This window comes from Pseudomonas sp. JDS08PS003 (genome assembly GCF_045013505.1).
Classification (GTDB): domain Bacteria; phylum Pseudomonadota; class Gammaproteobacteria; order Pseudomonadales; family Pseudomonadaceae; genus Aquipseudomonas; species Aquipseudomonas protegens_B.
The window spans coordinates 3420439-3445043 of sequence record NZ_CP120724.1 but is presented as its reverse complement, the minus strand read 5'-3'; the positions used below and the strand labels follow the sequence as shown (position 1 = coordinate 3445043).

The window sequence follows — 24605 nt, the reverse complement described above, 5'->3', positions numbered from 1 at the left end:
CTCACCCACGCAACCTTCACTCATCGCTGACGGCCTTGCTTCAGAGAGAGGAATCTCGGAATCAAGGCCCTTATATGCATTTGGGAATTCAGTGATGAAATACAGCGACACCTTCCTGGAGAATCTCACTCGAAGCTCGATCCGGTTGAACAAGGGTCTGTTGATTCTCGCGGGGCTGGCGCTGCTGCTGTTCGCTACCCTCTACTGGGCCGCCCAACGCCTGATCGATGAGCAGAACAGCACAGTGAGGTTTCATTTCGCCCGGCTTATGGAAAACATTCAGGAGCAGGAGCTGTTCCTCCGACGCCTGGCCAGCCGCCAGTCCATCGAAGCGCTGCTGGCTGACGAACCATCCGCCCTGTACCTGCAGCAGCCCTTGCCCAGTGAAGGCAAAACCGCCTACGAAGGGCAGCAAGCCCCCTATTCGATTCCCTTCAGCCTGAACTTCAATCACCAGCAACTGGCCGCCAGCGAGCTGCCCAAGGTGTTCGCCCTGGGCCTGCACCTGTCGACGTTCTACAGCGCCTTCTGGTCCACTTCGCACTATCACGCGCCACGTACCTTCCTGTTCAATACCTTCGGCAACTTCGACATCAGCGTACCCGCAGCGCGGCATGCACGGGGCAACCCCTGGAGCAGCAACAGGCCCTACAACAGTGTGGTGGAAAGGGTCCTGCGGCACCTGGCAGTAAAGAACAACGGCTTCCCGGACAATCAGGTCTACTGGGAGAAATACCACCTCCCGGCCTCGATGCAGGTTTCCCCCAAGCTGCTGGCCTACATCAACCTGCACCTTGGCCCGCAACAGTTGCACATCCAGGGCGCGAACAACTGGATGGTGGTGGCCTCGCTGCTGAACCTGGACGAAGTCAATAACATCGAGCGCCTCATGGACTGGTCGATCTATGACGACTTCACCCTGATCGAGCCCTCCGGCAGCATCCTTACCGGCTCCCATGCCTCTGCCGACGCCCTGCACGAGGGTCTCAACTTCGGCTGGCAGGGGATGATTTTCAAGGTGACGAGCCACACCCCGGCACTCTGGACCGGGATCTACACCATCAGCTACAAGAGCTATTTCGGCTACGCCCTATGGACCCTGATCGGCCTGCTGACCCTGGCCCTGGGCGCCCTCTTCAGCGGCTGGGCCGCCAGTCGCTGGTATCGCGACAAGGTCGTAACGCCGGCGCAACTGGCGCACCAGAGCATTGCCGAGAGTGAAGCCTTCAGCCGGGTGGTGCTCGACACCGCGCCCACCGGCCTGTGCGTGGTGCGTCGTGAAGACTTCAAGGTGCTGCTGGAAAATCGCCAGGCCGAACAATGGCAAGGCACGACAAAACTGCTGGCCCTGCTGCAGCGGGAACAGGGCTTGAGCGACAACGGCGAAACCTACCTCGATGTCGATGGGCGCCATTTGCAGGTCGGCCTGGTCTCGACCCGCTACCAGGGCCAGGACGTGCTGCTCTGCACCTTCAATGACGTCACCCAGCATGTCGAAGACGCCCAGGTGCTGGAACAGGCCAGACGCTCAGCGGACGCGGCCAACGAAGCCAAGACCCTGTTCCTGGCCACCATGAGCCACGAGATCCGCACCCCGCTCTATGGCGTGCTCGGCACCCTGGAACTGCTGGGCCTGACCCAACTGGACCCGCGCCAGAGCGATTACCTGCAGACCATCCAGCGCTCCTCCAGTACCTTGTTCCAGCTGATCAGCGACGTTCTCGACGTCTCCAAGATCGAATCCGGGCAAATGAGCATCGACCCGGTGGAGTTCTGCCCCCTGGACATGGTGGAGGATGCCTTGCACACCTACGCAGCCTTTGCCGAACGCCGCGGGCTGCTGCTCTATGCCTGCATCGACCCGAGCCTGCCGGACCTGATGCTCGGGGACGCCACCCGCATCCGGCAGATTCTCAACAACCTGCTGAGCAACGCGATCAAGTTCACCGACTGCGGCCGGGTGGTGCTGCGCGTGCGGGTGCTGGAACAGGATGCGCGCCAGGCGAGCATAGAGTGGCAAGTCACCGATACCGGCATTGGCATCTCGTCGTTGCAGCAACCCCAGTTGTTCGACCCCTTCTATCAGGTCCGCGACGCCTCCAGTGAAGCCGGCGCCGGGCTGGGTCTGGCGATCTGCCAACGCCTGAGCGAGATGATGGACGGGCAGATGCAGGTCATCAGCGAACCGGGGCTGGGCAGCAGCTTTTCCCTGCGCCTGACCCTGCAACGCCTGCCAGGGACCTTGTCGGGAGCCGAGCCACTGCCCGAAGGGCCGCCAGTCTATGTGCGCGCACCGGTGCCGGAACTGATGAAAAGCACGTGCGACTGGCTCAACCGCCTTGGGGTCCAGGCCTATCCGCTGCCCCTCAACCGGGATGACAAGCCCCAGAGCAACGTGCTGATCGACATGCTGCCCCGGGACACCCAGGCACCCTGGCCCGGCCCCTGTGTCAGCGCCAGTTCCAGCGGTCGCTGGAACAGCAACCTGCAGCCGGCGCAATGGGAGGTCGACGCCCACGACATCCGTGCCATCGCCCAGGCCGCGGCGCTGGCTCGCCAGGGACAGCCACTGCACCTGGCACGGCGCGAGCCCGGTCCCTTGCAACACTTGAACCTGAACATCCTGGTGGCCGAAGACAACCCCATCAACCAGGCCATCATCAAGGAGCAACTGGAGGCCCTGGGTTGCCAGGTAACCTTGGCGGCCAATGGTGAACAGGCCCTGGAGCAGTGGCAGCCGCAGCGGTTCGACATCGCCTTGACCGACGTCAACATGCCGGTCATGAACGGCTACGACCTGGCCAGGGAGCTGCGTCTGCGCGAGCCGGAACTGCCGATCATCGGCGTCACCGCCAATGCCCTGCGCGAAGAAGGCCGCCGCTGCCTGGCTGCCGGCATGAACACCTGGATCGTCAAGCCCATGAGCCTGCAGACCCTGCGGGGGCAATTGTCGAAACTCTGCCAGGTGCCCGGCAAAAGCGCCTCGCCTGCCGCCGGACCTGCGTTGCAGACCGAAAACCGGCCAGCGCCGCCCCGCCCCGTAGCAGACACTATTCAGGTCTCGGAGCGGATGCGGCCGCTATTTCTCAGCACCATGCACGATGACCTGCAACGACTGGCCAAGGCCCTGGAGACCGGCTCCAGCAAGGCTGCGGCAGAGCGTCTGCACAGTATTGCCGGGGCCATGGGCGCGGTGCAGGCCGGGGCGCTGGCCAGGGCCTGCGCCGAACTTGAGTGCCAATTACTGGAAAACACCCTGAACCCGGCACTGGTAGCTCAAGTCAGGCAACTGATGCAGCGCTTGTCGGAACTCCTGTTGCCCCTTGAATAATGGGTGGCAGGGTTTAATGTACCGTCAGTCTCATGTTTCTTTACTAATTTGCGTATTACACGGGTGTGTTTGCCATGGAAAAACTGAAAGTAGTCATTGCTGACGATCACCCTATTGTCTTGCTGGGCGTACGCGAGTTGATGGAGCGCGACGAACGTTTCGAAATCGTCGGTGAAGCGGTGTGTTCCAAAGGTCTGATCCAGCAATTGGAATCCCAGCCGGTGGACATCGTCATCACCGACTACAACATGCCCGGAGACTCGCCCTACGGTGATGGCCTGAAGCTGGTGGAATACCTCAAGCGCAACTTTCCGCACCTGCAGATTCTGATCCTCACCATGATTTCCAACCAACTGATCCTCACCCGTTTGCATGAGTTGGGTGTGGTCGGGGTGATCCAGAAAAGCCAGCTGCACGAAGAGATCCAGACCGCCCTCAAGGCCATCGCGCAAAAAGGCATCTACCGCAGCCTGGAACCTGCTTCCAACTCGGTGATGGAGTCCAATGTGGCGATCGATGAGCGCATCTCCACCCTGTCGCCCAAGGAGTTCGAAATCCTCCGTTTGTTCGTTTCCGGCAAAAGTGTCAGCGACATCGCCCGCAGCCAGAACCGCAGCTCCAAAACCATCAGCGCCCAGAAGATCTCCGCCATGCGCAAGCTGGAAGTACAGAGCGACCAGGACCTGCTGACCTACTGCATTGGCCGCAACATCTTCAACTGAACGCCCCCACAAGGAATTGATCGACAATGGATACTTTGTCATCCACCAGGAGCAACGACTCGCTGGAACTTCAACGCCTGCAGGGAGCCTGGGAGCAAACCGGGATGGAGGACAGCGGCGTACTGAATCCGCCTGACGAACACAGTGCGCCCGGGGCCCTGACCCTGATCGAAGGTGATAGGTTTCGCGTGCTGACGGTGGCGGGTGAAGTGCTGCTGGCCGGCAGCTTCACCCTCGACAGCAGCACCACCCCCAAGTCGATCACCTGGATCGACTCCATCGGCGCGGATGCGGGCAAGCCCCTGCCCGCCAGCTATGAGTTGACTGAGGACGACTTCGTGTTCATCGCCGCCGATGAAGGCCAACCCCGGCCGACCCGCTTCAGCACCGGGCCGGGCCAGACCCTGCGGCGCTTCGTCCGGGTCCGCCAAGGCCAGTGACCCTCGCCCCCGGCGAACAGACGCCGGGGGCAAGCCGCACAGTCCCTGCCATCACCTCGAAATCTCCCCTGCCGGCGCCTTCCCTTGGGCATCCACCGCCCACCAGCTCGGCAACAACTGCCGCACCCTGGGCTCGGCAAAGCGATCGTCGATCAACATCAACACCCCTCGATCGGCCTGGCTGCGAATCACCCGCCCTGCCGCCTGCACCACTTTCTGCAGTCCGGGATAGAGGTAGGTGTAGTCGTATCCGGAGCCGAACAGCCTGGCCATGCGCTGCTTCATCTGCTCGTTCAACGGGTTGAGCTGAGGCAGTCCGAGGGTGGCGACAAAGGCGCCGATGAGTTTTGAGCCGGGCAAGTCGATGCCTTCGCCGAAAGCCCCGCCGAGCACAGCGAACCCGATGCCCTGCCCCTCTGCACGAAACTGCTGGAGAAAGCTCAGGCGCGACGCTTCATCCATGCCCCTGGACTGCAGCCACAGGGGAATCTGCGGCTGCTCGCGGGCCAAAAGCTCGGCCACCTGCTGCAGATAATCGAAGCTGCTGAAGAACGCCAGATAGTTGCCCGGCCGCGTAGCGAACTGGCGGGCCAGCAGCTCGACGATGGGCGCCAGGGACGCCTGTCGATGCACATAGCGGGTGGAGATGCGGCTGACGATATGCACGTCCAGTTGCGCGGCGGCAAACGGCGACTCCACGTCCAGCCACACCGTGGTCTGCGGCAATCCCAGCAGGTCGCGGTAGTAATGCTGCGGGTTGAGAGTCGCGGAAAACAGCACCGTGCTGCGGGCCGCCGCCAGTCGAGGCCCGAGCAGCGGCGCCGGCACCACATTGCGCAGGCTCAGCCGCGACAGGCTGCGCTTGGCACTCAGGGAGCGCTTATTGATATCGAAGATGAACTGCTGTTGGTCAAACAGCTCCGCCACCCGGGCAAATTGCAACAGCTCGAAATACAGCCCCTGCAAACCACTGTCCAGGCCCAGGGGCTGCTCGTTGAAGTAGTCCCCCAGGGCGGCGACGCACAAGGCCAGCGCCCTGAGCAGGGCCGTCGGCAACTGCTCATAGGCCTGGTAAGGCGCAAGCTGTTCCTTGTGCAAGGCGTTCCACTCGCGGTTGAGCCGTTGCAATGCGCTTTTCAGCGCCTGAGGCGCAGTGCTGCGCACGCTGGCCAGCTGTTGTTGATCCAGGCTGGCGCTGTACATGCCCCGCCCGCGCTCCACCAGGTTATGGGCCTCGTCCACCAGCACCGCCACTTGCCATTGATTGGCCTGGGCCAGGCCGAACAGCAAGGCGCTGAAATCGAAGTAATAGTTGTAGTCGGCCACCACCAGATCGCTCCAGCGGGCCATCTCCTGACTCAGGTAGTAAGGACAGACCTGATGCTCCAGGGCTACCTCGCGCAGCGCCTGGCGATCCAGCATCGGCACCTGGCTGGCCGCCTGGCGCGCTGCGGGCAGGCGCTGGTAGAAACCCTTGGCCAGCGGGCAGGACTCGCCGTGGCAGGCCTTGTCCAGGTGCTCGCAAGCCTTGTCCCGGGCCACCAGTTCCAGGACCCGCAACGGCAGCTGGGACTGGCTGGCGAACAGCACCCGGGCTGCATCCAGCGCCAACTGCCGCCCCGGGGTCTTGGCAGTGAGAAACAACAGCTTGTCCAATTGCTGCGGGGCCATGGCCTTGAGCATGGGAAAGATCGTGCCCAGGGTCTTGCCGATACCGGTGGGAGCCTGGGCCAGCAGGCAACGGCCGGTACTGACCGCCTTGTACACCGATTCCGCCAGATGTCGCTGGCCAAGGCGAAACTCGCCATGGGGAAAAACCAGGGCCCCGGTGGCCTGGTCGCGGGCCGTTCGGTGACGCATTTCCTGCTGCGCCCACTCCAGGAACACCGCGCACTGCCGATTGAAGAAGCCCTGCAGTGCCTCGGCACTGTGCTCCTCCACCAGGGCGGTTTCCTGCTCGCTGAGGATGTCGAAATACACCAGCGAAACACGGACACTCGGCAGCTGCAGGCTCTGGCACAACAGCCAGCCATAGACCTTGGCCTGGGCCCAGTGCAATTGCCGGTGATTGTCGGGCATGCGGGTCAGGTCGCCCCGGTAGGTCTTGATCTCCTCCAGGAGATTCTGCGCCGGGTCATAACCGTCCGCCCGGCCCCTGACCAGCAGCTCGCCGTATTGGCCCTCCAGAGCAACTTCGCTCTGGTAGCCGGGATTGCGCCGGGAAGCCACGGTGCGGTGCCCGACTATCCCCTCCAGGGCGGTAGGCGATGGGGTGAAACGCAGATCCAGGTCACCGCTCTTGGCGCTGAACTCGCACAAGGCGCGCACCGCAATGCGGTAGCTCACGTTGACAGGTCCTGCCATTGCACATAGCACACCGCCACCGGCATCCGGTGCTCCTGGCAGAAATCCAGCCAGCGCAGCTGGTTGTCCTGCAGCCGGTCCCCCGGGCCCTTGACCTCGATCATCCGGTAGGTCCTTGCTTCGGGCCAGAACTGGATCAGGTCCGGCATCCCGGCCCGGTTGGCCTTGATATCCAGCAGCAGGCGCTCAAACCAGTGTTTCAGGTGCTCGGCCGGCAGGCAGTCGAGGGCCTGCTCCAGCAATTCCTCGGTCAAGGCCCCCCAGAACACGAAGGGCGACTGCAGACCCCACTTGTCGACAAACCGCTGGCGGATGCTGTCCCGGTAGCGACCATCGTTCAGCTCCTCCAGGCAGGCCTGGAACAGATCGCTGCGCCGCTCATGGAAGTCTTCGCTCAGCAGATCCACCGGCCCACGCTGGAACGGGTGGAAGAAGGCCCCCGGCAAGGGGGCGAAGATCGCCGGCCAGCACAGCAGCCCGAACAGCGAATTGATCAGTGTGTTTTCCACGTAGTGCACGGGTGCCTGGGGTTGCTGCAGATGAGCCTGGACATGCAGCTCCACCGCCAGTCCGTCGGCGTCACGGGGCAGGCACAGATCCAGTCGCGCCACTTCGCGGCTGACCGCCCGAGGCGCCGGCGGGCCACCCAGTTTGCGCCGCAGCCGGGGCATGACCCGCAGCAACTGCTGGGCCTCGGCCGCGCTCTGGGGCGCCGCCGCAGCCTGCTCGGCCAACGCCAGGGCCGCCGGGTACTCGGCACTGAGCTCCAGCACCCGGATCAACCGCAGGCGAGCACCCGGGTAGGCACATTGCTGGTAGATCTCCCGGGCCTGACACCATTCCGTCAACCGCTCGCAATGCTGCCCCAGCTGGAACAACAGCTTGCCGCGGCGTTTCTCCAGCCAGGGGTTGGCGGTGCTCAACGCGCCAATCTGCGCGAGTACGGCGCCCACCTCCTCCCCGGCCTCGAAGGCTTCCTGGCACTGGTGCAGATAGATGAAGCCGTTCACATCGTCACGACTGCGCAAGCCCCGGGCGTCGGCACTGATCTCGACCTTTTCGTAGCTGTAGATCCCCAGGTCCGCCAGCACGAATTCCGACCAGTCCTGATAGAGGTTGCCGAAGAACATCAGGCGCAGGCGATCGCACAACGGCATGACCGTCAGGCTCAGCAGCCGGTCTGCCAGTGCCGGGCACCATTGGCCGAAGGCCTGGGGATGCGGATACAGCGCTTGCAAGGTCTCCAGCCACTGGTTCTTCTTGGCCTTGGCCGCCAGCCCCTGGTCGCGAAAGCACTGCAGGATCTCGGCCTTTTGCAACAGGCCGAACAACTCGTCCAGGGCCAATGGCGCCTGCTCGTCGACCCAGCCCAATTCCAGCAACGGCGCCAGGGCCCGGGTGCAGTCGCCGATCTCCGGGTAACTCAATTTGCCCAGGCGAAAATGTCGTCCCTTGCGCATCACCATGCGCACCAGCAAAGCCTGGGATGGCTGGGGCAACTGGGCAAAATCCGCGATGAAACGCTGCTCCTCGTCACACAGCACATCGGCGTAGCGCTGCTCCAGCCAGTTCAGGACTTGCTGGAAGTTATGCAGGTAATAAAGGGGATTTTCGAGGGGATTGGAAGTCACTGAACGAAGACGCCACGGCTGGACTGATACTGGTTATGCGTACAGATAACAGCCGACGCCCCGGTCTGGCAAACACTATTGGATAAATGGCGGGAAGAAGATTTTTCCGCTGCCCTGGCGAACTTTCGTCGTCTTCGCTACACCAAGGGGCCATGCTTATAGTGTCCGACGCAACACGGATGCCCCCTACCGATGAGAGGTCTGTATGAACGTGAAGAACCTGGGATTGCTCCTGGCCGGTGTCGCCGCCCTGGCCCTGGCCGGCTGCGCCTCACCCACCGTGGTGACCTTGCAGAACGGTACTCAGTACCTGACCCGGGACCAGCCCAAGACCAAAACCGCTGATGGCTTCTACGAATTCCAGGATATTTCCGGCAAGACCATCCGGGTCAAGGCGGACGATGTGGCCACCGTCCGCCAGGAAAAATGACTCAGCCGTGTGACTCAGTGCGACCAGGGAAAGGGGCCCTGCCCCGGCTCGCAGAAAATCCCCAGCGCCTTGCCGCGCTTTGACAGCTCGTCACGCACTTGCTGGCAGCGCTGCCGCTCCCGAGCTTCGGCGTTATCGATACTGATGTTGCCCGTACTCTCCGGCGCCTTGCCATCCCCCAGACGCAGATTGGCAAAGGGCTGCTCCGGCTGCAGATTGAAGCGGCTGGGGGCCGGTTCCTGCTTTTCGGGTGGCGCCGGCAGGCCTGCCGGCAATTGATCCGGGGTCACCCCGTAACGTTTCAAAATCGAGCTGTGAGGCAGCTCCTCGGCCGATGCCATGAACGCCCACAGGGCCAGCACCAGACCGCTCGCACACCTCTTGCTATTACTCACTGTCAAAACTCTCCTGCCTTTTCCTTGAATCGATTACTGCTCAATACCTTGGGTAACGCATGACCAGGCTTGGGTTTTACAGGTATTTGAGTCGCCAACCGACCGACAGGTCACGATTTTTCTTGCCAAGTCAGCGCGGAGCCCGTTGCAAGCCCCGCGCTGCAGGTCCATCAGGCGATGGTGATGCCCGAGCCGTTGAGGTGCGCGAGGCTGACGCCCACCAGGGTCACCGAGTCGTGGCCGAAGGTCAGGACGGTGTCATTGCCGCTGCTGCTGGCGTGGGCCCGATAGTCCTGGCCCGGCAGCACGCCGCTCACCCCCATGAACACCAGCTTGTCGCCGCTCTGGTAACCGAGGATGCGGTCCTGGCCGAAATGGCCGGTGAACAGGAAGGTGTCATTGCCCCCACCCGACTCCAGCAGATCATTGCCGGCGCCGCCGACGAAGACGTCGTTGCCCTTGCCGCCGATCAGGTGATCGTTGCCGTCCAGGCCGAACAGCCAATCGCCGGCGGCATGGGCCTTGAGCAGATTGTCACCGCCGTCGCCCTTGACCGCAGACGCGTACTGGGTCAGCTGGCCGCCCACCTTCAGCCCCTGGTCAGTGACCTGATGGAACACGTCATCCTTGAACAGACCCCAGAGAAACCCCGGCTCCTTGCTTTGAATGGCGCCGATGTCGCGGGTCATGCTGATCCCGCCGCTGGCGTCGCGCACGTACAGGGTCCCAGCGCCGTCGCTGACGAAGCTGTAGTCCTTCACCGAGTGCTGCAGGTCCAGGGTATTGCTGCCCTTGCCGCCGAGGATGATGTTGTAGCCGCCGTCATCACGGAAGGTGTCGTTGCCGTCGCGGCCTTCCAGATAATCGTTGCCTCCACCGCCCTGGATCAGGTCGTTACCGTCGCTGCCGATGATGAAGGTGCTGCCCTTGTGGGTTTCGGCGTTGCGGTTCAGATCCTGGACCCAGGTGCTGCCCCGGGCCGGGTCCGACAGGTTGGCGACGACAATGGTCGAGTCCTTGCTGGTGAAGTCATAGAACTGCGATTGCAGCACCCGGGTCAGCCCATCGCCGTAGCCGGTGGGCAGGTGAGAGATCCAGGTGGGGATGTTGAGGATCGAGAACGGCAGCACGTTCCACAGGCTCGAGGCGTAATGGTCGTTGAAGTTGACGATGTTGTTGGTGGCCGAGTCCTGATGGGCGTCGTGCACCCCCAGGGACGACAGGTTGAAGCTGTAACCGTCCAGGGCACGGAACACCGGGTCGTTTTCATAACCGATGTTCAACACCTTGTCGCTGGTGCTCTGGGTCGGCGAGGCATAGGCGATGTAGTTGGCATCCTTGTAGAACCCGGACCAGCGATCGGCACTCAGGTCCGCCAGGCTGTTGACCCCCAGCCCGCCCAGGCTGTGACCACTGACCAGGATGTCCTTGCCCGACAGACCGTTGGCCTGGGCAAAGGCCGCCACATCCCCGAACAGCTTGCCGAAGGCTTCAGCGGCATAGTTCTTCGCATAGTCCTTGGGTCCCAGGGCGGCCAGCAGGTCACTGATGACATCGCCGATGGTGTCGCCGATCACCGACTCCCGGGGACCGCTGGTGCCGCGAAAGGCGATACCGATGGAACTCAAATGGCCCTGGGCATCGTACTTGCCGAGGATCTCCACCTGGGCCGTGCCGTAGCCGTCCTTCTCGCCGAAGAATGTGCCCCGGGCATCCACCTTGCCGCTGTAGCCCAGTTGCTGGGCACTGAGGGTGGACCACCCGGCCTGGTGCAACGCGTCCTTGGCGGCCTGTTCCGAATCCGGGTTCCAGGGAATGCCGGGGATGACCCCCTGGGAATCGCTGCTGCCGATCAGCGCGGTGATCAGTGTCGCCGGCAGGCCAAGGCCGAAGCCGTTGTGCTGGTACCCCACGGCAAAGCCGTTGTCGAGGTTGTGATAGGAATACAGCGTGATCGCCAGCGCATCGGAAAACAGCGCTTTGGAGTCGGCTGCGGTGAAGTTCTTGTAGTCAAAGACACCCATGGTATTGCCTCTCTATTGTTGGAATTGTCAGAGAAAGCTCAGGCCCTCGCAGGCCCCGTTTCCGGGACCGGAGGACCTGTACAACACCTTGCACATCCGTTGCCTGGGTCTTAGAAAGTCCAGTCCAGGGTCAAGCCGACCCCATGGTTCCGGTCCCGACTGCCCAGCAACCCGTTGTAATCCAGATTGACCCGGGTCTGTCGACCCAGGGCAATGCCCGCCCGCGCACCGACGACCGCCGCATCGCGGTCCAGTGACAGGCTCTGCACCTTGTAGCTTTGTCCACCCTCGGCAAACGCCAGATGCTGATCGGCCCCGGTGGCGCTCAGATTGTGCTGCCAGCCGAGGGTAGCGGACAGGTCCACAGTCTGCCCGGAAGACAGTTGCAACTGCTTGCCGGCACGCATGCCCAGGGTCGAGAGCCAGGCCTCGCGATTGTCGCTATCGCCCTTGAGTGCCGTGGCGCCGCCGTGTTCCTTGAAACGGTCGCTGTCCACATGCACATAAGCCAGGCTGGCAAAGGGTTCCAGGGCCATGGGCTGCAGATCCAGGTGCCACGCCGCCTCGCCGAACAGCTGCATGCTGCGGGCGTCACGCTTGCTCTTCTGGCGATCGGCAACCTCGTCATATTGCAGCTCGCGCCGGGTCGCGATCCGGTGCCAGCTGTAGGAACCGCCCAGGCTCAGGCACAGTTGTGCAAGCTCCCGTCCGGCGTAGGCACCCAGGTGGTAGCTGTCGATGCTGGCCGAAGAATGCCGGCCATCGCCCATGCTCAGTGAGCTGTCGCTGTAGCCGGTGAACACGCCCAGACGAGTACTGGGGTCCACTTGCCCGTCGACACCGGCCAGCAGGCCGCCGATGGAGCTGGTATAGCCCGCTCGATCCTGGCCGGCGTCGGCCTTGCCCCAGGCGCCCAGGGTCTTGAGCCACACCCCCTGCTCGCCGCCCTCGACGCTCGGGATTGCGACCCCGCCCTGCTGGCGTACCCGCTCCCCCATCGCTTCACGCAGGTAGCGGTTGTCGTTGAGCAACTGGCTGCCCACGGCCGGATGAATCTCCCCGGACAGTTGCTCGAAGGCCTCTTGAGCACTGGCCGCGCTGGCGGCCAGCAGCAGGCTTTCATACACCGGGTTGCCCGCCCCCAGTTGCTCTGCGGCGCCGGCCACCGAGCGCTGGTTGGCGGTCAGGCCGATGCTGCTGAACGACGTGGCATTGCGCGCCACCGCCAGCTGTACACCGCCGGCGCTGTAACCGAGGTTGCCCCCCAGAAACAGCGAGTTGGACAGCACCGGGCCGAAGCTGCCCTGCACGCCATTGGCGGCCTGCAGGATATCCAGCTGCCGCCCCACCAGGCTCGGGACCCGTTGTGCATTGAGGGACAGCCCGGGGTTTTCCAGTTCCAGGGCCAGGCTGGCCCCACCGAGGGTTGCCTGGCCATCGCTGACAATCCGGTCACTGCCGCTGGGGGACACCTCCACCGCGTAGGTCGAACCCGGGAGGAAGTTCACATCGGAGCTGACATGCAAGGTGCCGATGGAGTTGCCCGGGGCCACAATCGCGCCCGCGTTGGCGGTCAGTGCGCCCACGCGGCCTGTGCCGCCAAGGATGCCGCCGGCGTTCACCGTCACCGCCGACAGCAGCGAGCCGTTGACCGCCAGCCGCCCCTGATTGACCAGGGTCGGCCCGGCGTAGGTGTTGGCGCCGCTGAGCACCAGGGTGCCGACGCCCTGCTTGGTCAGGCCACCGTGGCCACTGATGTCATTGCTCCAGATATCCAGCACACAGCTGATGTCATTGCAGCGCCGCTGGGTCGGCTTGCCGGCATCCAGCAGCGCGCCATAGCCCGGCAGGTCGGCGACGAACTGGGTCGAACCGTAGCCGCCCTGGATGCGGAACTCCTCAGGGATATCCGCTTCGGTCACCAGCATCCCGGGCCCGCGAATCCCTTTGCCCAGATCGATCATCCCCCAGCCGTACAAGGCATCGATGCCCGGAGCGCCCAGGTCGGTGGCCGTGGTGCGCAGGACGCTGGCGACCTGTGCCGCGCTCATGTAGGGGAAACGCTCCATCAGTACCGCCGCGGCGCCAGCCGCATGGGGCGCAGCCATGGACGTGCCGTTCTTGTTGGCGTAGCCCAGGGTCATGTTCTCCAGGCTGGTGCCGCCGATCACCGAGCTGTAGATCCGGGTGCCGGGGGCCGACACGCAAAAGCTCGCGGTGTAACCGCAGCGGGAAGAAAAGGTACTGATGACATAGGGATCGGCGCTGCCGGTGTCGGGGTTCTGCTGCAACGCCGCCACGGTCAGCCAGTTGGGGGCAATCTGCGGAACGAAGTAGGCCAGCCCGGCAATAGCGTCGGGGTTGTTCAGGTTGTAATCGTTGCCGGCGGCGAAAATCGTCAGCACCCCGCTGCGGGCCGCGGCGATCGCCCCGTCGTAGGCACCGCCCGGCAAGCTGCCCAGCAATGGCTGGATCTGCGCGAACTGCGCCCGGGCATCGTCCAGGGTGAAGTGCGGGAACGCCGGATCGCGCCCGCCCTTGCTGAAGCGATCGGTGATGCCGATGCCCCAGCTGTTGTTGATGATCCGCGCACCACTGGCCACCAGGCCGTCCCAGCCGGCCTTGTACACCGCACCATCGTTACCGAGGATGATGCCGTCCTCCGGGCCGGGATCGCCGTTGTCGGCGCTGATGATCTGGGCATCGAAGGCCACCCCGTGCATCGCTCCGCCATCGCGGTTGCCGGCGGCTATCCCGCCGACGTGGGTGCCATGGGACCCCAGCTTGCCGTCCGAGCCCACCGAAGGGCGGCCGTCATAGACGAAGGTATCGCCGGCCTTCACCGGGATATAGGGATCGGTGTATTGACGAGTACCGCTGGTGACCAGGGTCACCACCTTGCCCGGGCTGGCGAACTCCGGATGTTGGGCATACACCGGCTGGTCGAAGATCCCCAGCTTGACGCCCTTGCCGCTGTAGCCGGCGGCATAGGCGCTGTCGGCATGAATCGCCCCCAGGCCCCAATCGGCCTTGAACTCGGTGCTGCGCCAGCTGGCGGCATCGCCCCGACGGCCGCTCTCCACATAAGGCGCCGCCTGGGCCGTGCCCATCAGCGCCACCCAGCCCAACAATGCCGGAGCGAGGGGCAACCAGCCCCGGTCCTGCCCAAGCACAGCGCCATCCTTGCGTTTGACTTGCTTCACTACGACCTTCCTTAGTTGTGTTGCGAAATTGCCTTGGCGGGCTCCATGCCCGCCGCCCGCCCGAATGACGCCTCAGAAACGCCATTCGAGGTTGAGTCCGACGCCATTGTGTTGCTCGCGACTGGCCCACTGGCCCTGGTATTCCAGGCTCAGGTCCAGGTCCCGGGCCAGCGCCAGGCGCGCTCCAGCCCCCACCAGGGCGGCATCGCGCAACGCCGGCGTGCTGCTCACCCGAAACTCGCTGTCAGTGCCGGCAAAGGCCAGGTGTTCGCGGGACTGCCTGCCACTCAGGCGCCGCTGCCAGCCCAGGCTCGCCGACAGCTCCAGGGTCTGGCGGGCGCTCAGTTGCAACTGCCGGCGCCCTCGCAGCCCGAGTGTGCCAAGCCAGGCATCGCGCTGGTCAGCATCTGCGTGCAAAGCCGCCGCGTCGCCTTGCTCATGGAAGGCATCGCGGTCCAGGTGCTGGTAGGCCAGGTTGACGAAAGGCTCCAGCACCAGCGGTTGCAGGGGCACGGCGTAAGCCGCCTCGGCCAACAGCTGCTGGCTGCGGGCCGCCACCCGGGCTTTGTCCCGGGCGGACACCTCGCCATAGGCCAACTCGCGCCGCACCTGGGCGCGATGCCAGCTCTGGCTGACGCCCAGGCTCAGGCGCAGGGCGTCCAGGTCATGCCGGACATAGGCGCCCAGGTGATAGCTGTCGACCTGGGCCTTGTCGCGGCTGCCGGTGCCCATGTGCAATGAACTGTCGCTGTAGCCTCCCGCCAGGCCCACCCGGGTCTGCGGCGAGCCGAGATCGCGCTCGATCCCCAGCAGCACGCCGCCCAGGGAGCTGGTGTAGGCCGAGTGGTCCTGGCCGCCGGCGTTGCGCCCCCAGGCTCCCAGGCCCTTGATCCACAGACTGGCCGATTGATCTTCAGCTGCCGCGACATCCTGCCCGGCGCGTTGCATGCGTTCCCCGAAGGCCTCGCGCAGCACCGAGCCCTGGTTGATCAGCATCGCGCCCAGGGCCGGATAGACCTCCCCGGACAGTTGCTCCAGTGCACCCCGGGCCTGGGCTGCCGAAGGCAACAGCAGCAGGCTTTCATAGAGCGGATGGCCTGGCCCCAGACGCTCCAGCGCAGCACCGCTGGCGCGCTGGTTGGGTGTGGCGCCGACACTGGCGAAGGTCGTCGTACTGCGCACCACGGCCAGTTGCACGGCACTGGCCGAATAATCGAGAACACTGCCCAGGAACGGCGAAACGGCCGCGCCCTCGGCAAAATGCCCAAGCACCCCGCCCGCCGCTTGCAGGATGTCGAACTGACGGCCGATCAGGCTCGGCACCGGCCCGGCGCCGAACAGGTTGCCTGGGCGCTGTGGCACCAGGCTCAGCTGGGCGCCACTGAGGCTGGCCTGGCCCGTGGCGACAATCCGGTCACTGGCCTCGGGCGACAGCTCCACCACGTAGCGGGAGCCGGGCTGAAAGTCCAGATTGCCGGCCACGTGCAAAGTGCCAATGGAGTTGCCCGGGGCCACAATCGCGCCGGCGTTGGCGGTCAGCCCGGCCACTTGCCCGGAACCACCCAGGGTGCCTCCGGCATTGACCGTGACCGTCGACTGCAAGTGGCCGTTGACCGCCAGCAAGCCACCGTCAACCCGGGTCGGACCGCGATAGCTGCTGTCGCCATCGAGCACCAGCCAGCCGGCCCCGGACTTGATCAGGCTGCCCTGGTACACCCGCTGCCCGGCCGCCGCATCACGGGCCTGGCCCAGGGCGTAGTCGGTCCGATCCTGCTGGCTGGCCCCCGTCCCCAAGCCTTGTTCCCAGCCCCGATCCTTCAAGGTTTGCTGCCACGCCAAGTGCTCGGCGCGGTCCTCCACCTGCCGCTGGGCCAGGGCCTGATCGGAGATGCCGTTGCGCCAGCGATCACCCTGTCCGGCACCGAGGTTGACGTTGAATTCGCCGAGCAGTTGCCCCGGCCCGTGCATGGCCCGGCCCAGGTCTGGCACGCCCCAGCCCACCTGATTGTTGGGGCCCTGGGTCAAGGCGCCGTCGAGCTGGCGCGCGGTGGTCAACAGCACCTGCAGGGCCTGCTGGTTGTCCAGGTAGGGGTAGCGCTCCATGACCAGGGCCAGGGCGCCGGTGGCATGGGGGGCGGCCATCGAGGTGCCGTTGTAGGTGGCATAGCCGCCGGGCACAGTGCTGGTGATGGCAGCCCCCGGCGTCGCCAGGCACCAGTACTTGGCGATCCCGCACTGGTTGTATTTCTGCTGGTTGTTCTTGTCCAACCCCGACACCGCCAGCCAGTGACCTTCCAGATCCGGCTGAAAGTACGGCAACGCGGCCCGTACGCTGGCATTGGCATAGCCACTGTTGCCGGCGCTGAACACATTGATCACGCCATGCCGGGAGACCTCGGCAGCCGCATCGAGCCAGGTGTCCTGCTGGAAATGCTGGGCATAGGCGGCATGCAGATCGCCCAGGGTCTGGTAGCTGACATCCTTGGGCTGGCTGCCCCAACTGTTGTTGATGGCCCGCACACCAGCGTCCGCCAGCGCGCCGTACACCGCCTTGAAGTAGCGGGGATCGGGGCCCGGGCCAAAGAGGAAGCTGTCGTTATGGTCGGTGTTGCCTACGTACACCTGGGCATTGAACGCCACGCCGTGCATACCGCTGCCATCACGCGCGGCGCCCAGGGTGCCAGTGACATGGGTGCCATGGCTGTCGTTGGCGCTGTTGAGCACCCCGGAAACGCTGAACAGGCTGCCATCCAGGTAATGGCCGTCGGCAGTGACCGGGTGGTAGCGATCGGGGCTGGCCTCGGGATGGCTGGCATCGAACCCCGAATCCAGGGCACCGATCCGCACCCCGGCGCCGCTGATACCGGCGGCGTAGGCCTGGCTCGCCTGCATGCGCGCCAGGCCCCAGTCCTGCAGGTATTCGGCGGAATGCCAACTGGCAGCGTCGCCCGAACGGCCGGCTTCCCGATAGGCGCCCAGGGCCGCCAACGGCAGGCTTGCGGCAAACGCCAGGCACACAGTGCCCGCCAGCCTCTTGAGCTGATGACATCTCACATCCATGTTGATGACTTCTCGTTTTTTGTTGTTGTTCGATCGTCCATCCGGGACGGATCAGCTTGTTGCCGGCTACTTCAGGGGAGCCACCCCGACTGCCTCCTTGAGTTCAACGTCCGCAAAGCCCGGGGGAGCGAATCCTGCGCGCCCCCGGCCGAGGGTGAATCAGGCAAACACGATGCCTGAACCGTTGACCCCCTCCATGCCGATTCCCACCAGGGTCACCGAGTAGTCGCCCACCTTGAGCAAGGTGTCATTGCCGCTCTGGGACAGGTGCTGGCTGTAGTCGTAATGGGCATCGATGCCGGGCACGCCCATGAACACCAGCTTGTCGCTGCTCTGGTAGCCGTGGATCAGGTCGAGGCCGAAGTTGCCGCTGAACAGGAACGTGTTGCTGCCGCCTCCGCTGGAGTGCATGACGTCGTTGCCGGCACCGCCGACGAAGGTCACGTTGGCCTTGTCGCTGCTCAGCAGGTCGTCACCGCCATGGCCGAACAGCCAATCGCCATTGACGCTGGCCACCAGGGCATTGCCATAGGCATCGCCATTGAGGGAGTGGTTGTAGGCGGTCCACTGGTTGCCGTTTTGCAGGCCGTCGGCGGTGACGTTGTAGCTGACGTCCTTGCCGAACAGTTGCCACCAGCTCCCGGCCTCGTGGCTGACCAGGGCGCCAACGTCCCGGGTCATGCTGATGCCACCGTAGGCATCGCGGATGTACAAGGTGCCGTCACCGTCATTGGCAATGGAGAAGTTCTTCAGCGGCTGCTGCAACTCCAGAACGTTGTGACCCGAACCACCATGGATGATGTTGTAGCCACCGTCGTCGCGGAAACGATCATCACCGGCACCGCCATCGAGGTAATCGTTGCCCTTGCCACCGTGCAGCAGGTCGTTGCTCTGGGTTCCGATGATAAAGGTGCTGCCGCTGTGCTTGTCGGCGTAAAGATTGAGGTCCTTGACCCAGACCTTGTCGCGCTTGCCCTCGGACAGGTTGGAAATCACCACCGTCGAATCGCGGCTGGTCAGGTCATAGAAATCCGAATTGATCAGGCGGTTGAGCCCACCGGCGTAGTCCACCGCGCTATGGGCCGACCAGGACCAGGGGTTGAGGATGCTCTGGGGCACCAGCTTGCCGAACAACGACGAATAGTGATCGGTAAAGCTGACGATGTTGTTGGTGGCCGACTCCTGTGGCCGGTCATGGGTGCCCAGGGACGAGGCGTTGAAATGGGTGCCGTCCAGCGCGCGGAACACCGGGTCGTTTTCATAACCGATATTCAACACCTGCTGGTTGTCGGCGCTCTGGGTCGGCGAGGCAAAGGCCAGATAGCTGGCGTCCTTGAAGAAGCCGCCCCAATGCTCTGCGCTCATGGCCGCCAGGCTGTTGACCGCTAAACCGCCGAGACTGTGCCCGGTGACCAGCACATCACTGCCGCTCAAGCCCTGGGCAGCCGCGAAGGCGGCAACCTTGCCCAGTAGATTGTCGAAGGCCAAGCGGCTGTAGTTGTCGGCAAAGCCCGGGACAAAGGCCGCCTGCAAGTCATTCACCACATCTGCCAGGCTCTCGGTGCCGCGGAAGCTGATGCCGATGGACAGCAATTGACCGGCGGCGTCGTACTTGCCCAGGATCTCCACCTGAGCGTCGCTGACCGAAGACTGTTCGCCGGAAATGGTGCCCTGGGCGCTGATATTGCCCTGGTAGCCCAGTTGGGAGGCGTTGATCGGCCGCCATGAGGTGCCCGGCAGGGCTTCACCGGTGGGCGACGAGGCATACAGGGCCAGCGTGATGGCATCGCTGTACTGGGCTTTGCCGGCACTGCCAAGGGCGTTTTTGTAGTCGAAGATGCTCATTCCTTTCTCCTTGTTATTTCAGTGCCGTCAGGTCCGGTCTCGGGCAGCCTAACGCACTGTGCGCTGGCCAAAGGCTTCATCGACTCTGGCCAGATCTTCTTCTCGCAAGGTTCCTGCGTAGTAATGCAACTTGGTCCACGCCATCAGGTAGTCGTAGCGGGCCTGGGCCAGGTCACGCCGGGTAGTGTAGAGCTGTTGCTCGGCATTGAGGGCATCGAGGTTGACGCGCTCGCCGCCAAGAATGCTCTGCTTGGTCGAAATCACCAGGGCCTCGGCCGAGGTCAGGGCTTTCTGGTAGGCCCGCAACTTGTTCACCCCCGATAGACAGGCACTGAATTGCCGGCGGAGTTCAATCAGGGTCTCGCGGGTCTTGCCGTCCAGCTCGTACTCGGCCTGCTCCATGGAGCGACTGGCCTGGCGGGTCGACGCCGAGACACCGCCACCGGCGTACAGCGGCACGCTGACTTCGATGCCGATGGTGTTGGTGTCATAGCGCTGGTTATAGGTATTGCCGCTTTCCGACTCGTTCTGGCGCAGGGTGGCGTAGGCGCTGAGCTTGGGCAGGTGCCCGGCGCGGTTGCGCTCGACCTCGTAGCGAGCCACTTCGACCCGCTGGCGCTGGGAGGCCAGCACCGGGTTGTTGCTCAGGGCCATCTCGTGCCAGGTGTCGTAGTTGGCAGGCGTCAGGGAGAACGACTGGAAGTTCTCCTGCAAGGGGTCCAGGTCACGGACATCGATAGCGGGTTCGCCGATCAGTGCCCCCAGTTCACGCAGGGCGGCGTCCTGTTCGTCCCGGGCTTCGATCTCCTCGGCGGTGGCCAGCTCGTAGCGCGATTCGGCTTCGAGGATATCGGTGCGGGTGCCCTCGCCCTGCTGGAACATGTGCTGGTTTTGCTGGAACTGTTGCTCGAAGGCCTTTTTCTTCGCCTGGGCAATGTCGATCTGGTCCTGGGCGAACAGCGCCTTGGTGTAATAGCTCAGCACCCGCACCAGCAACTCCTGGCTCTTGCCGCGAAAGTTCTCGTCGGCGAACAGCGCCTGGGCCACGCCCTTGCGATAGTTGGCATAGGCCTCGTAGTCGATCAGCGGCTGCTGCAGGGTCAGGGACGAGCCGTAGCTGTCGTAGTTGCGTTTTTCGGTGACGGTGCCGCGCACGGTGTCCAGGTAGCTGACCTTGGAGTTGTTATGGCCCTTGTTGTAGCTGTAGCCCACCTTGGGCAACAGCCCGGCACGGCCTATTGCCCGATTTTCCAGGCCGGCGTCGCGCTCCTTGATGGCGCCGAGAAACACCGGATCGTTGCGCAGGGCCTGCTCGTAGATCTGGAACGGACCCATGGCCTGGGCCGTCTGGCAGGCGAACAGCGCCAGGGCCGCCGCGAGAATGGAAAGCTTACTCATACAACGCGACATCCTTATTCTTCGGTCAATGCAGAGCCGGCCCGGTCGAGCAGAGGCTTGAACAGGTAATTGAGCAGTGAACGTTCACCTGTGCGCACGAACATTTCCGCCGGCATCCCGGGCTTGATCACCAGGCCGTTGAGCTTTTCCATGGCCTGGTCGCTGACGCTGCTGCGCAGCACGTAGTACGGCATACCGGTCTTCTCGTCGACCATCTGGTCGGCGGAAATCAGACTGACTTCCCCAGGCACCCGTGGGGTACGACTCTGGTTGAAGGCGGTGAACAGAATGTCCACCGGCAGATGGGTGCCGACCTTGTCCACCAGGTTTACCGGCAACCGCCCTTCCACTTCCAGGTGCGTGCCCTGGGGCACGATCTCCAGCAGGGTTTCACCCTGGCGCACCACGGCGCCTTCGGTGTGCACCCCAAGGTTGACCGCGATGCCGTCGGCAGTGGCGATGATTTCGCTGTGCTGCAAGTCGAAACCGGCGGAGGTCAGTTGCTGCTCCAGGGTCTGGGTCTTGAGCTGGGCTTCGGCCAATTGGCTGCGGACCTCTTTCTGGTACTCCTCGCTGTGCTGTTGCAGCTTGAGCCGGGACTCGAGAATGCCCTGCTCGACCCGCCCGCTTTCACCGGTGTTCTGCGCCAGTTCCTGTTGCACCTGGGACAACTGGCGCTGGTATTCCAACAAGCGGTTGCGCGGGATGTAGCCGTTGTCCGCCAGAGGTTGCAGGTTGCTCAACTGCTGACGCAGGGACTCGGCCTGGTTGCCCAGGTCGGTGCGGGCCCGACGCATGCCGGCCAGTTGCGCGGTGGCGCCTTCGATATTGGCGCGGATGCCCGCCTGCTCACGGAAGAACGCCTCACGGCGGCTGCTGAACAGTTGGCGCTGGCCTTCCAGCACCAGGGCCAGACGTGGATCGTCGCTGCTGCTCAGCTGCGGCGGGAAGTCCACCTGTTTGAGGTTGTCGCGTTCACTGCGCCAGCGCGCCAGGCTGGCCATGGCCATGCGGTACTGGGCCTGCAGCGACTGCACGTCCGCCGCCACCTGGGTCTGATCCAGGCGGAACAGCGGCTGGCCCTGCTTCACACTTTCACCTTCACGCACCAGAATCCGGCTGACCACCCCGCTACTCATGGACTGCACCGCCTTGCGCTTGCCGGACACCACCACCGTGCCTTGCACGGGAATTCCCTGATCCAGGGGAGCCAGGGCTGCCCAGACGAAAAAACTGCCGGCGCCCACCAGGGCCAGAATCCAGCCCATGCGGGCAAAAAAGCCCGCATCACGCTCGACCCGTTCCGGCGCGTAACCCTCTTCGATCATCATGTTGCTGTCCTTGCTCATGCGCCTTTATTCCGTGTCGGAGCCTGATACTGGCGACTCATGCTCAAACCACCGGGAGCGGCCGCAGCGGCGGGTCTGGCCGGTTCCTGGGGTTGGGGTTGCTGGGGCTGCTGGGTACCGGCCAACGCCTTGAGCACTTCCTGGCTGGGGCCAAAGGCCTGCAGGCGACCTTCATTGAGCACCAGCAGCTTGTCGGCCAGGGCCAGCACCGACGAGCGATGGGTCACCAGGACCACGCTGGTGCCCCGGGCCTTGAGCTGGGCAATGGCTGCCGCCAAGGCACTCTCGCCCACGGTGTCGAGGTTGGAGTTGGGTTCGTCGAGCACCACCAGGCTGGGATTGCCATACAAGGCCCGGGCCAGGGCCACCCGTTGTTTCTGGCCACCGGACAGGCCGCTGCCGTCATCGCCAAGCACGGTGTCGTAGCCCTGGGGCAAGCGCAGGATCAACTCGTGCACCCCGGCCAGCTGCGCGGCCTGAACCACCTGCTCCGGGTCGGCCTGGCGAAAGCGCGCGATGTTCTCGGCGATGCTGCCGGTGAAGAGCTCGATGTCCTGGGGCAAGTAGCCGATATAAGGGCCGAGCTCGTCGCGATTCCAGCGATGAATGTCGGCGCCGTCCAGGCGCACCGTACCGGCCAGGGTCGGCCAGACGCCCACCAGAACCCGAGCCAGGGTCGACTTGCCGGAACCGGAGGCCCCCAGCACCCCGAGCACTTCACCGGCATTGATGCTGAAGGTCACCTGCTGCAGGGTCGCCGCCCGGCGCCCAGGAGGACCGGCGCTGACCTGCTCGAAACTCACCTGGCCCTTGGGCGCCGGCAACGACATGGCGCTGTCACTGGGCGGGAACTCCCGCAGTAGCGCGTCCAGCCGACCATAGGCCAGCTTGGCCGAACTCCATTGCTTCCATACCGCGATCAACTGGTCGATGGGACTCAGGACCCGGCCCATGAGGATCGACCCGGCGATCATCATCCCCGCGGTCATGTCGCCCTTGATCACCAGCAATGCACCCAGGCCCAGCACCAGGGACTGCAGGCACAGGCGCAGGGTCTTGCTCAGGGAACTGATCACCGAACCTGTGTCGCTGGCCTCATTCTGCAAGCCGAGAAAGCGCGAGTGCACCGCGAACCAGCGCTTGCGCAAGGCCCCGAGCATGCCCATCGCCTGGATCGTCTCGGCATTGTGCAAATGACTGGTAGCCAGTTGGGTGGACCGCTGCGAAAAACCGCTGGCTTCGGCCAGGGGCTTCTTGGTCATGGCTTCGTTCAGATACGCCAAGCCGATCAGCAACACCGCGCCCACTGTGGCGAACACTCCGAGCCAGACGTTGAAGGCATAGATCACCAGCAGGTAGATGGGAAACCAGGGGGCGTCGAAGAAGGCGAACAGCGCCGGCCCGGTAAGGAACTGGCGGATATGGGTCAGATCGCCCAGTGACTGGCCGGCATGGCCTTCGCCACGGGACAGGTTGCGCTCGAAGGCCGCCTGGTAGACCCGCAGGTTGAAGCGGCGCTCCAGCTGGCTGCCGATGCGGATGACGATAAAGCTGCGCACCACTTCCAGCAGCCCGATAAACAGGAAAAAGCCCACGACCATCAGGGACAGCATCACCAGAGTGGTCTCATTCTGCGAAGACAGCACCCGATCGTAGACTTGCAACATATAGATGGAGGGCACCAGCATCAGCACATTAATCAACGCGGTGAAACAGCCGACACTGATCAGGATGCCCTTATATTCGCCCAGTGCCTTGAACAGTGGAGCAGGATGAGTGTTCTTCACCATTTTTAACAAATTCCCCGAGCCGTTAATCCACGCGCGATAGCGAAGAACCAATATAGTGCATAACTAACAGATGCCTCTCTTAGTTAATAAAGCCTGCGGACACGGACAATTCGGACAGCTGTATTCAACAGCAGCCCGAACATGTTCCTGCCGATCAAGAGAATGGCAATGTAATGGCCGCCCATTATCAGACGAACATTCTTAGCCTTTAATTAGCGGCACGCTGCAAAACAATCAGGCCGTCACTTTTCAGGCGCGCCTCATAGAGCCCGTCTTTCTGGCGGCTGAAAAAGATCACTTTCGACCCTTCGCGCCCAGTGATGGCAATGCCATCGGGCTCCGGAAACCAGCCCACCGCGGCCTCACCTATCCATTTCGACAGGCACTCGGCGCCATCGCCCAGAGCAGCGTTCTGCAGAAGGTCCAGGGTGCAGCCCTTGGCAGGCTCCGCCGCTTGCTGCAGTTGCCAGTGTCCAACCAATTCCGAGGGGTCCGCCAAGCGCAGGCTGCTTGCCATAGTGAGTGCTCCATAAAAGATCGTCAGCGTCGCCAGCAGCCAGGTGGCCGCCTTGCAACTCAAGGTGTGTGGGGTCATAGGGTGCTCCGTCCGCCCGGTAGACTCG

The 24605-nt window shown here is 63.7% G+C and carries 15 protein-coding genes; 4 read left to right on the top strand and 11 right to left on the bottom strand.

Going from position 1 to position 24605, the window contains the following annotated elements:
- The first annotated feature begins 94 nt into the window (after positions 1-94).
- The 3 genes from P7C00_RS15555 (at position 95) to P7C00_RS15545 (ending at position 4493) form a co-directional block, all read left to right on the top strand.
- Positions 95-3331, top strand: a complete 3237-nt coding sequence (locus P7C00_RS15555; protein ID WP_404939809.1) for a response regulator — start codon at positions 95-97, stop codon at positions 3329-3331.
- 74 nt (positions 3332-3405) lie between these two features.
- The gene (locus tag P7C00_RS15550; RefSeq protein WP_346632879.1) at positions 3406-4053 is read left to right on the top strand and encodes a response regulator; all 648 of its coding nucleotides are present in this window, start codon (positions 3406-3408) and stop codon (positions 4051-4053) included.
- Between the two features lie 26 nt (positions 4054-4079).
- Positions 4080-4493, top strand: a complete 414-nt coding sequence (locus tag P7C00_RS15545) for a TIGR03067 domain-containing protein (RefSeq protein ID WP_346632878.1) — start codon at positions 4080-4082, stop codon at positions 4491-4493.
- 51 nt (positions 4494-4544) lie between these two features.
- Here the strand turns inward: P7C00_RS15545 and P7C00_RS15540 are convergent, their stop codons facing one another.
- A complete protein-coding gene (locus tag P7C00_RS15540; RefSeq protein ID WP_404939807.1) occupies positions 4545-6839 on the bottom strand; it encodes an ATP-dependent DNA helicase in 2295 nt (764 codons plus the stop codon).
- Complete coding sequence (locus P7C00_RS15535; protein WP_404939804.1) at positions 6836-8488, bottom strand: VRR-NUC domain-containing protein; 1653 nt, start codon at positions 8486-8488, stop codon at positions 6836-6838. The genes P7C00_RS15540 and P7C00_RS15535 overlap by 4 nt, the downstream gene beginning before the upstream one ends.
- Positions 8489-8693: 205 nt before the next feature.
- Between P7C00_RS15535 and P7C00_RS15530 the strand changes: the two genes are divergently transcribed.
- Positions 8694-8918: a YgdI/YgdR family lipoprotein gene (locus tag P7C00_RS15530; protein WP_346632875.1), complete on the top strand. Its 225-nt coding sequence runs from the start codon at positions 8694-8696 to the stop codon at positions 8916-8918.
- Between the two features lie 14 nt (positions 8919-8932).
- On the opposite strand, the gene P7C00_RS15525 is transcribed toward P7C00_RS15530, so the two are convergent.
- The 9 genes from P7C00_RS15525 to P7C00_RS15485 form a co-directional block, all read right to left on the bottom strand.
- Positions 8933-9313, bottom strand: a complete 381-nt coding sequence (locus P7C00_RS15525) for a hypothetical protein (RefSeq protein WP_404939802.1) — start codon at positions 9311-9313, stop codon at positions 8933-8935.
- Between the two features lie 170 nt (positions 9314-9483).
- Entirely contained in the window at positions 9484-11337 is a 1854-nt protein-coding gene (locus P7C00_RS15520; RefSeq protein ID WP_346632873.1) for a polyurethanase, read from the bottom strand.
- Positions 11338-11447: 110 nt separating this feature from the next.
- Positions 11448-14447, bottom strand: a complete 3000-nt coding sequence (locus P7C00_RS15515) for an autotransporter domain-containing protein (protein WP_404939996.1) — start codon at positions 14445-14447, stop codon at positions 11448-11450.
- Positions 14448-14612: 165 nt separating this feature from the next.
- Entirely contained in the window at positions 14613-17600 is a 2988-nt protein-coding gene (locus tag P7C00_RS15510; RefSeq protein ID WP_404939800.1) for an autotransporter domain-containing protein, read from the bottom strand.
- A gap of 159 nt (positions 17601-17759) precedes the next feature.
- On the bottom strand, positions 17760-19445 hold the full coding sequence (locus P7C00_RS15505) for a polyurethanase (protein WP_346632871.1): 1686 nt from the start codon (positions 19443-19445) through the stop codon (positions 17760-17762).
- A gap of 48 nt (positions 19446-19493) precedes the next feature.
- A complete protein-coding gene (locus tag P7C00_RS15500; protein ID WP_346632870.1) occupies positions 19494-20855 on the bottom strand; it encodes a TolC family outer membrane protein in 1362 nt (453 codons plus the stop codon).
- 2 nt (positions 20856-20857) lie between these two features.
- On the bottom strand, positions 20858-22174 hold the full coding sequence (locus P7C00_RS15495) for an HlyD family type I secretion periplasmic adaptor subunit (protein WP_404939994.1): 1317 nt from the start codon (positions 22172-22174) through the stop codon (positions 20858-20860).
- 14 nt (positions 22175-22188) lie between these two features.
- Positions 22189-23982, bottom strand: coding sequence for a type I secretion system permease/ATPase (locus P7C00_RS15490; RefSeq protein WP_346632868.1), 1794 nt, complete (start codon positions 23980-23982; stop codon positions 22189-22191).
- A 208-nt stretch (positions 23983-24190) separates the two neighbouring features.
- Complete coding sequence (locus P7C00_RS15485; protein WP_346632867.1) at positions 24191-24577, bottom strand: AprI/Inh family metalloprotease inhibitor; 387 nt, start codon at positions 24575-24577, stop codon at positions 24191-24193.
- Positions 24578-24605 lie beyond the last annotated feature (28 nt).

Coding starts and splice junctions, on each gene's coding strand:
- P7C00_RS15485 (WP_346632867.1), bottom strand. CDS start 24,577: ATGACCCCACACACCTTGAGTTGCAAGGCGGCCACCTGGCTGCTGGCG.
- P7C00_RS15545 (WP_346632878.1), top strand. CDS start 4,080: ATGGATACTTTGTCATCCACCAGGAGCAACGACTCGCTGGAACTTCAA.
- P7C00_RS15490 (WP_346632868.1), bottom strand. CDS start 23,982: ATGGTGAAGAACACTCATCCTGCTCCACTGTTCAAGGCACTGGGCGAA.
- P7C00_RS15555 (WP_404939809.1), top strand. CDS start 95: ATGAAATACAGCGACACCTTCCTGGAGAATCTCACTCGAAGCTCGATC.
- P7C00_RS15515 (WP_404939996.1), bottom strand. CDS start 14,447: ATGGGCACGGCCCAGGCGGCGCCTTATGTGGAGAGCGGCCGTCGGGGC.
- P7C00_RS15520 (WP_346632873.1), bottom strand. CDS start 11,337: ATGGGTGTCTTTGACTACAAGAACTTCACCGCAGCCGACTCCAAAGCG.
- P7C00_RS15495 (WP_404939994.1), bottom strand. CDS start 22,174: ATGATGATCGAAGAGGGTTACGCGCCGGAACGGGTCGAGCGTGATGCG.
- P7C00_RS15510 (WP_404939800.1), bottom strand. CDS start 17,600: ATGGATGTGAGATGTCATCAGCTCAAGAGGCTGGCGGGCACTGTGTGC.
- P7C00_RS15550 (WP_346632879.1), top strand. CDS start 3,406: ATGGAAAAACTGAAAGTAGTCATTGCTGACGATCACCCTATTGTCTTG.
- P7C00_RS15500 (WP_346632870.1), bottom strand. CDS start 20,855: ATGTCGCGTTGTATGAGTAAGCTTTCCATTCTCGCGGCGGCCCTGGCG.
- P7C00_RS15530 (WP_346632875.1), top strand. CDS start 8,694: ATGAACGTGAAGAACCTGGGATTGCTCCTGGCCGGTGTCGCCGCCCTG.
- P7C00_RS15505 (WP_346632871.1), bottom strand. CDS start 19,445: ATGAGCATCTTCGACTACAAAAACGCCCTTGGCAGTGCCGGCAAAGCC.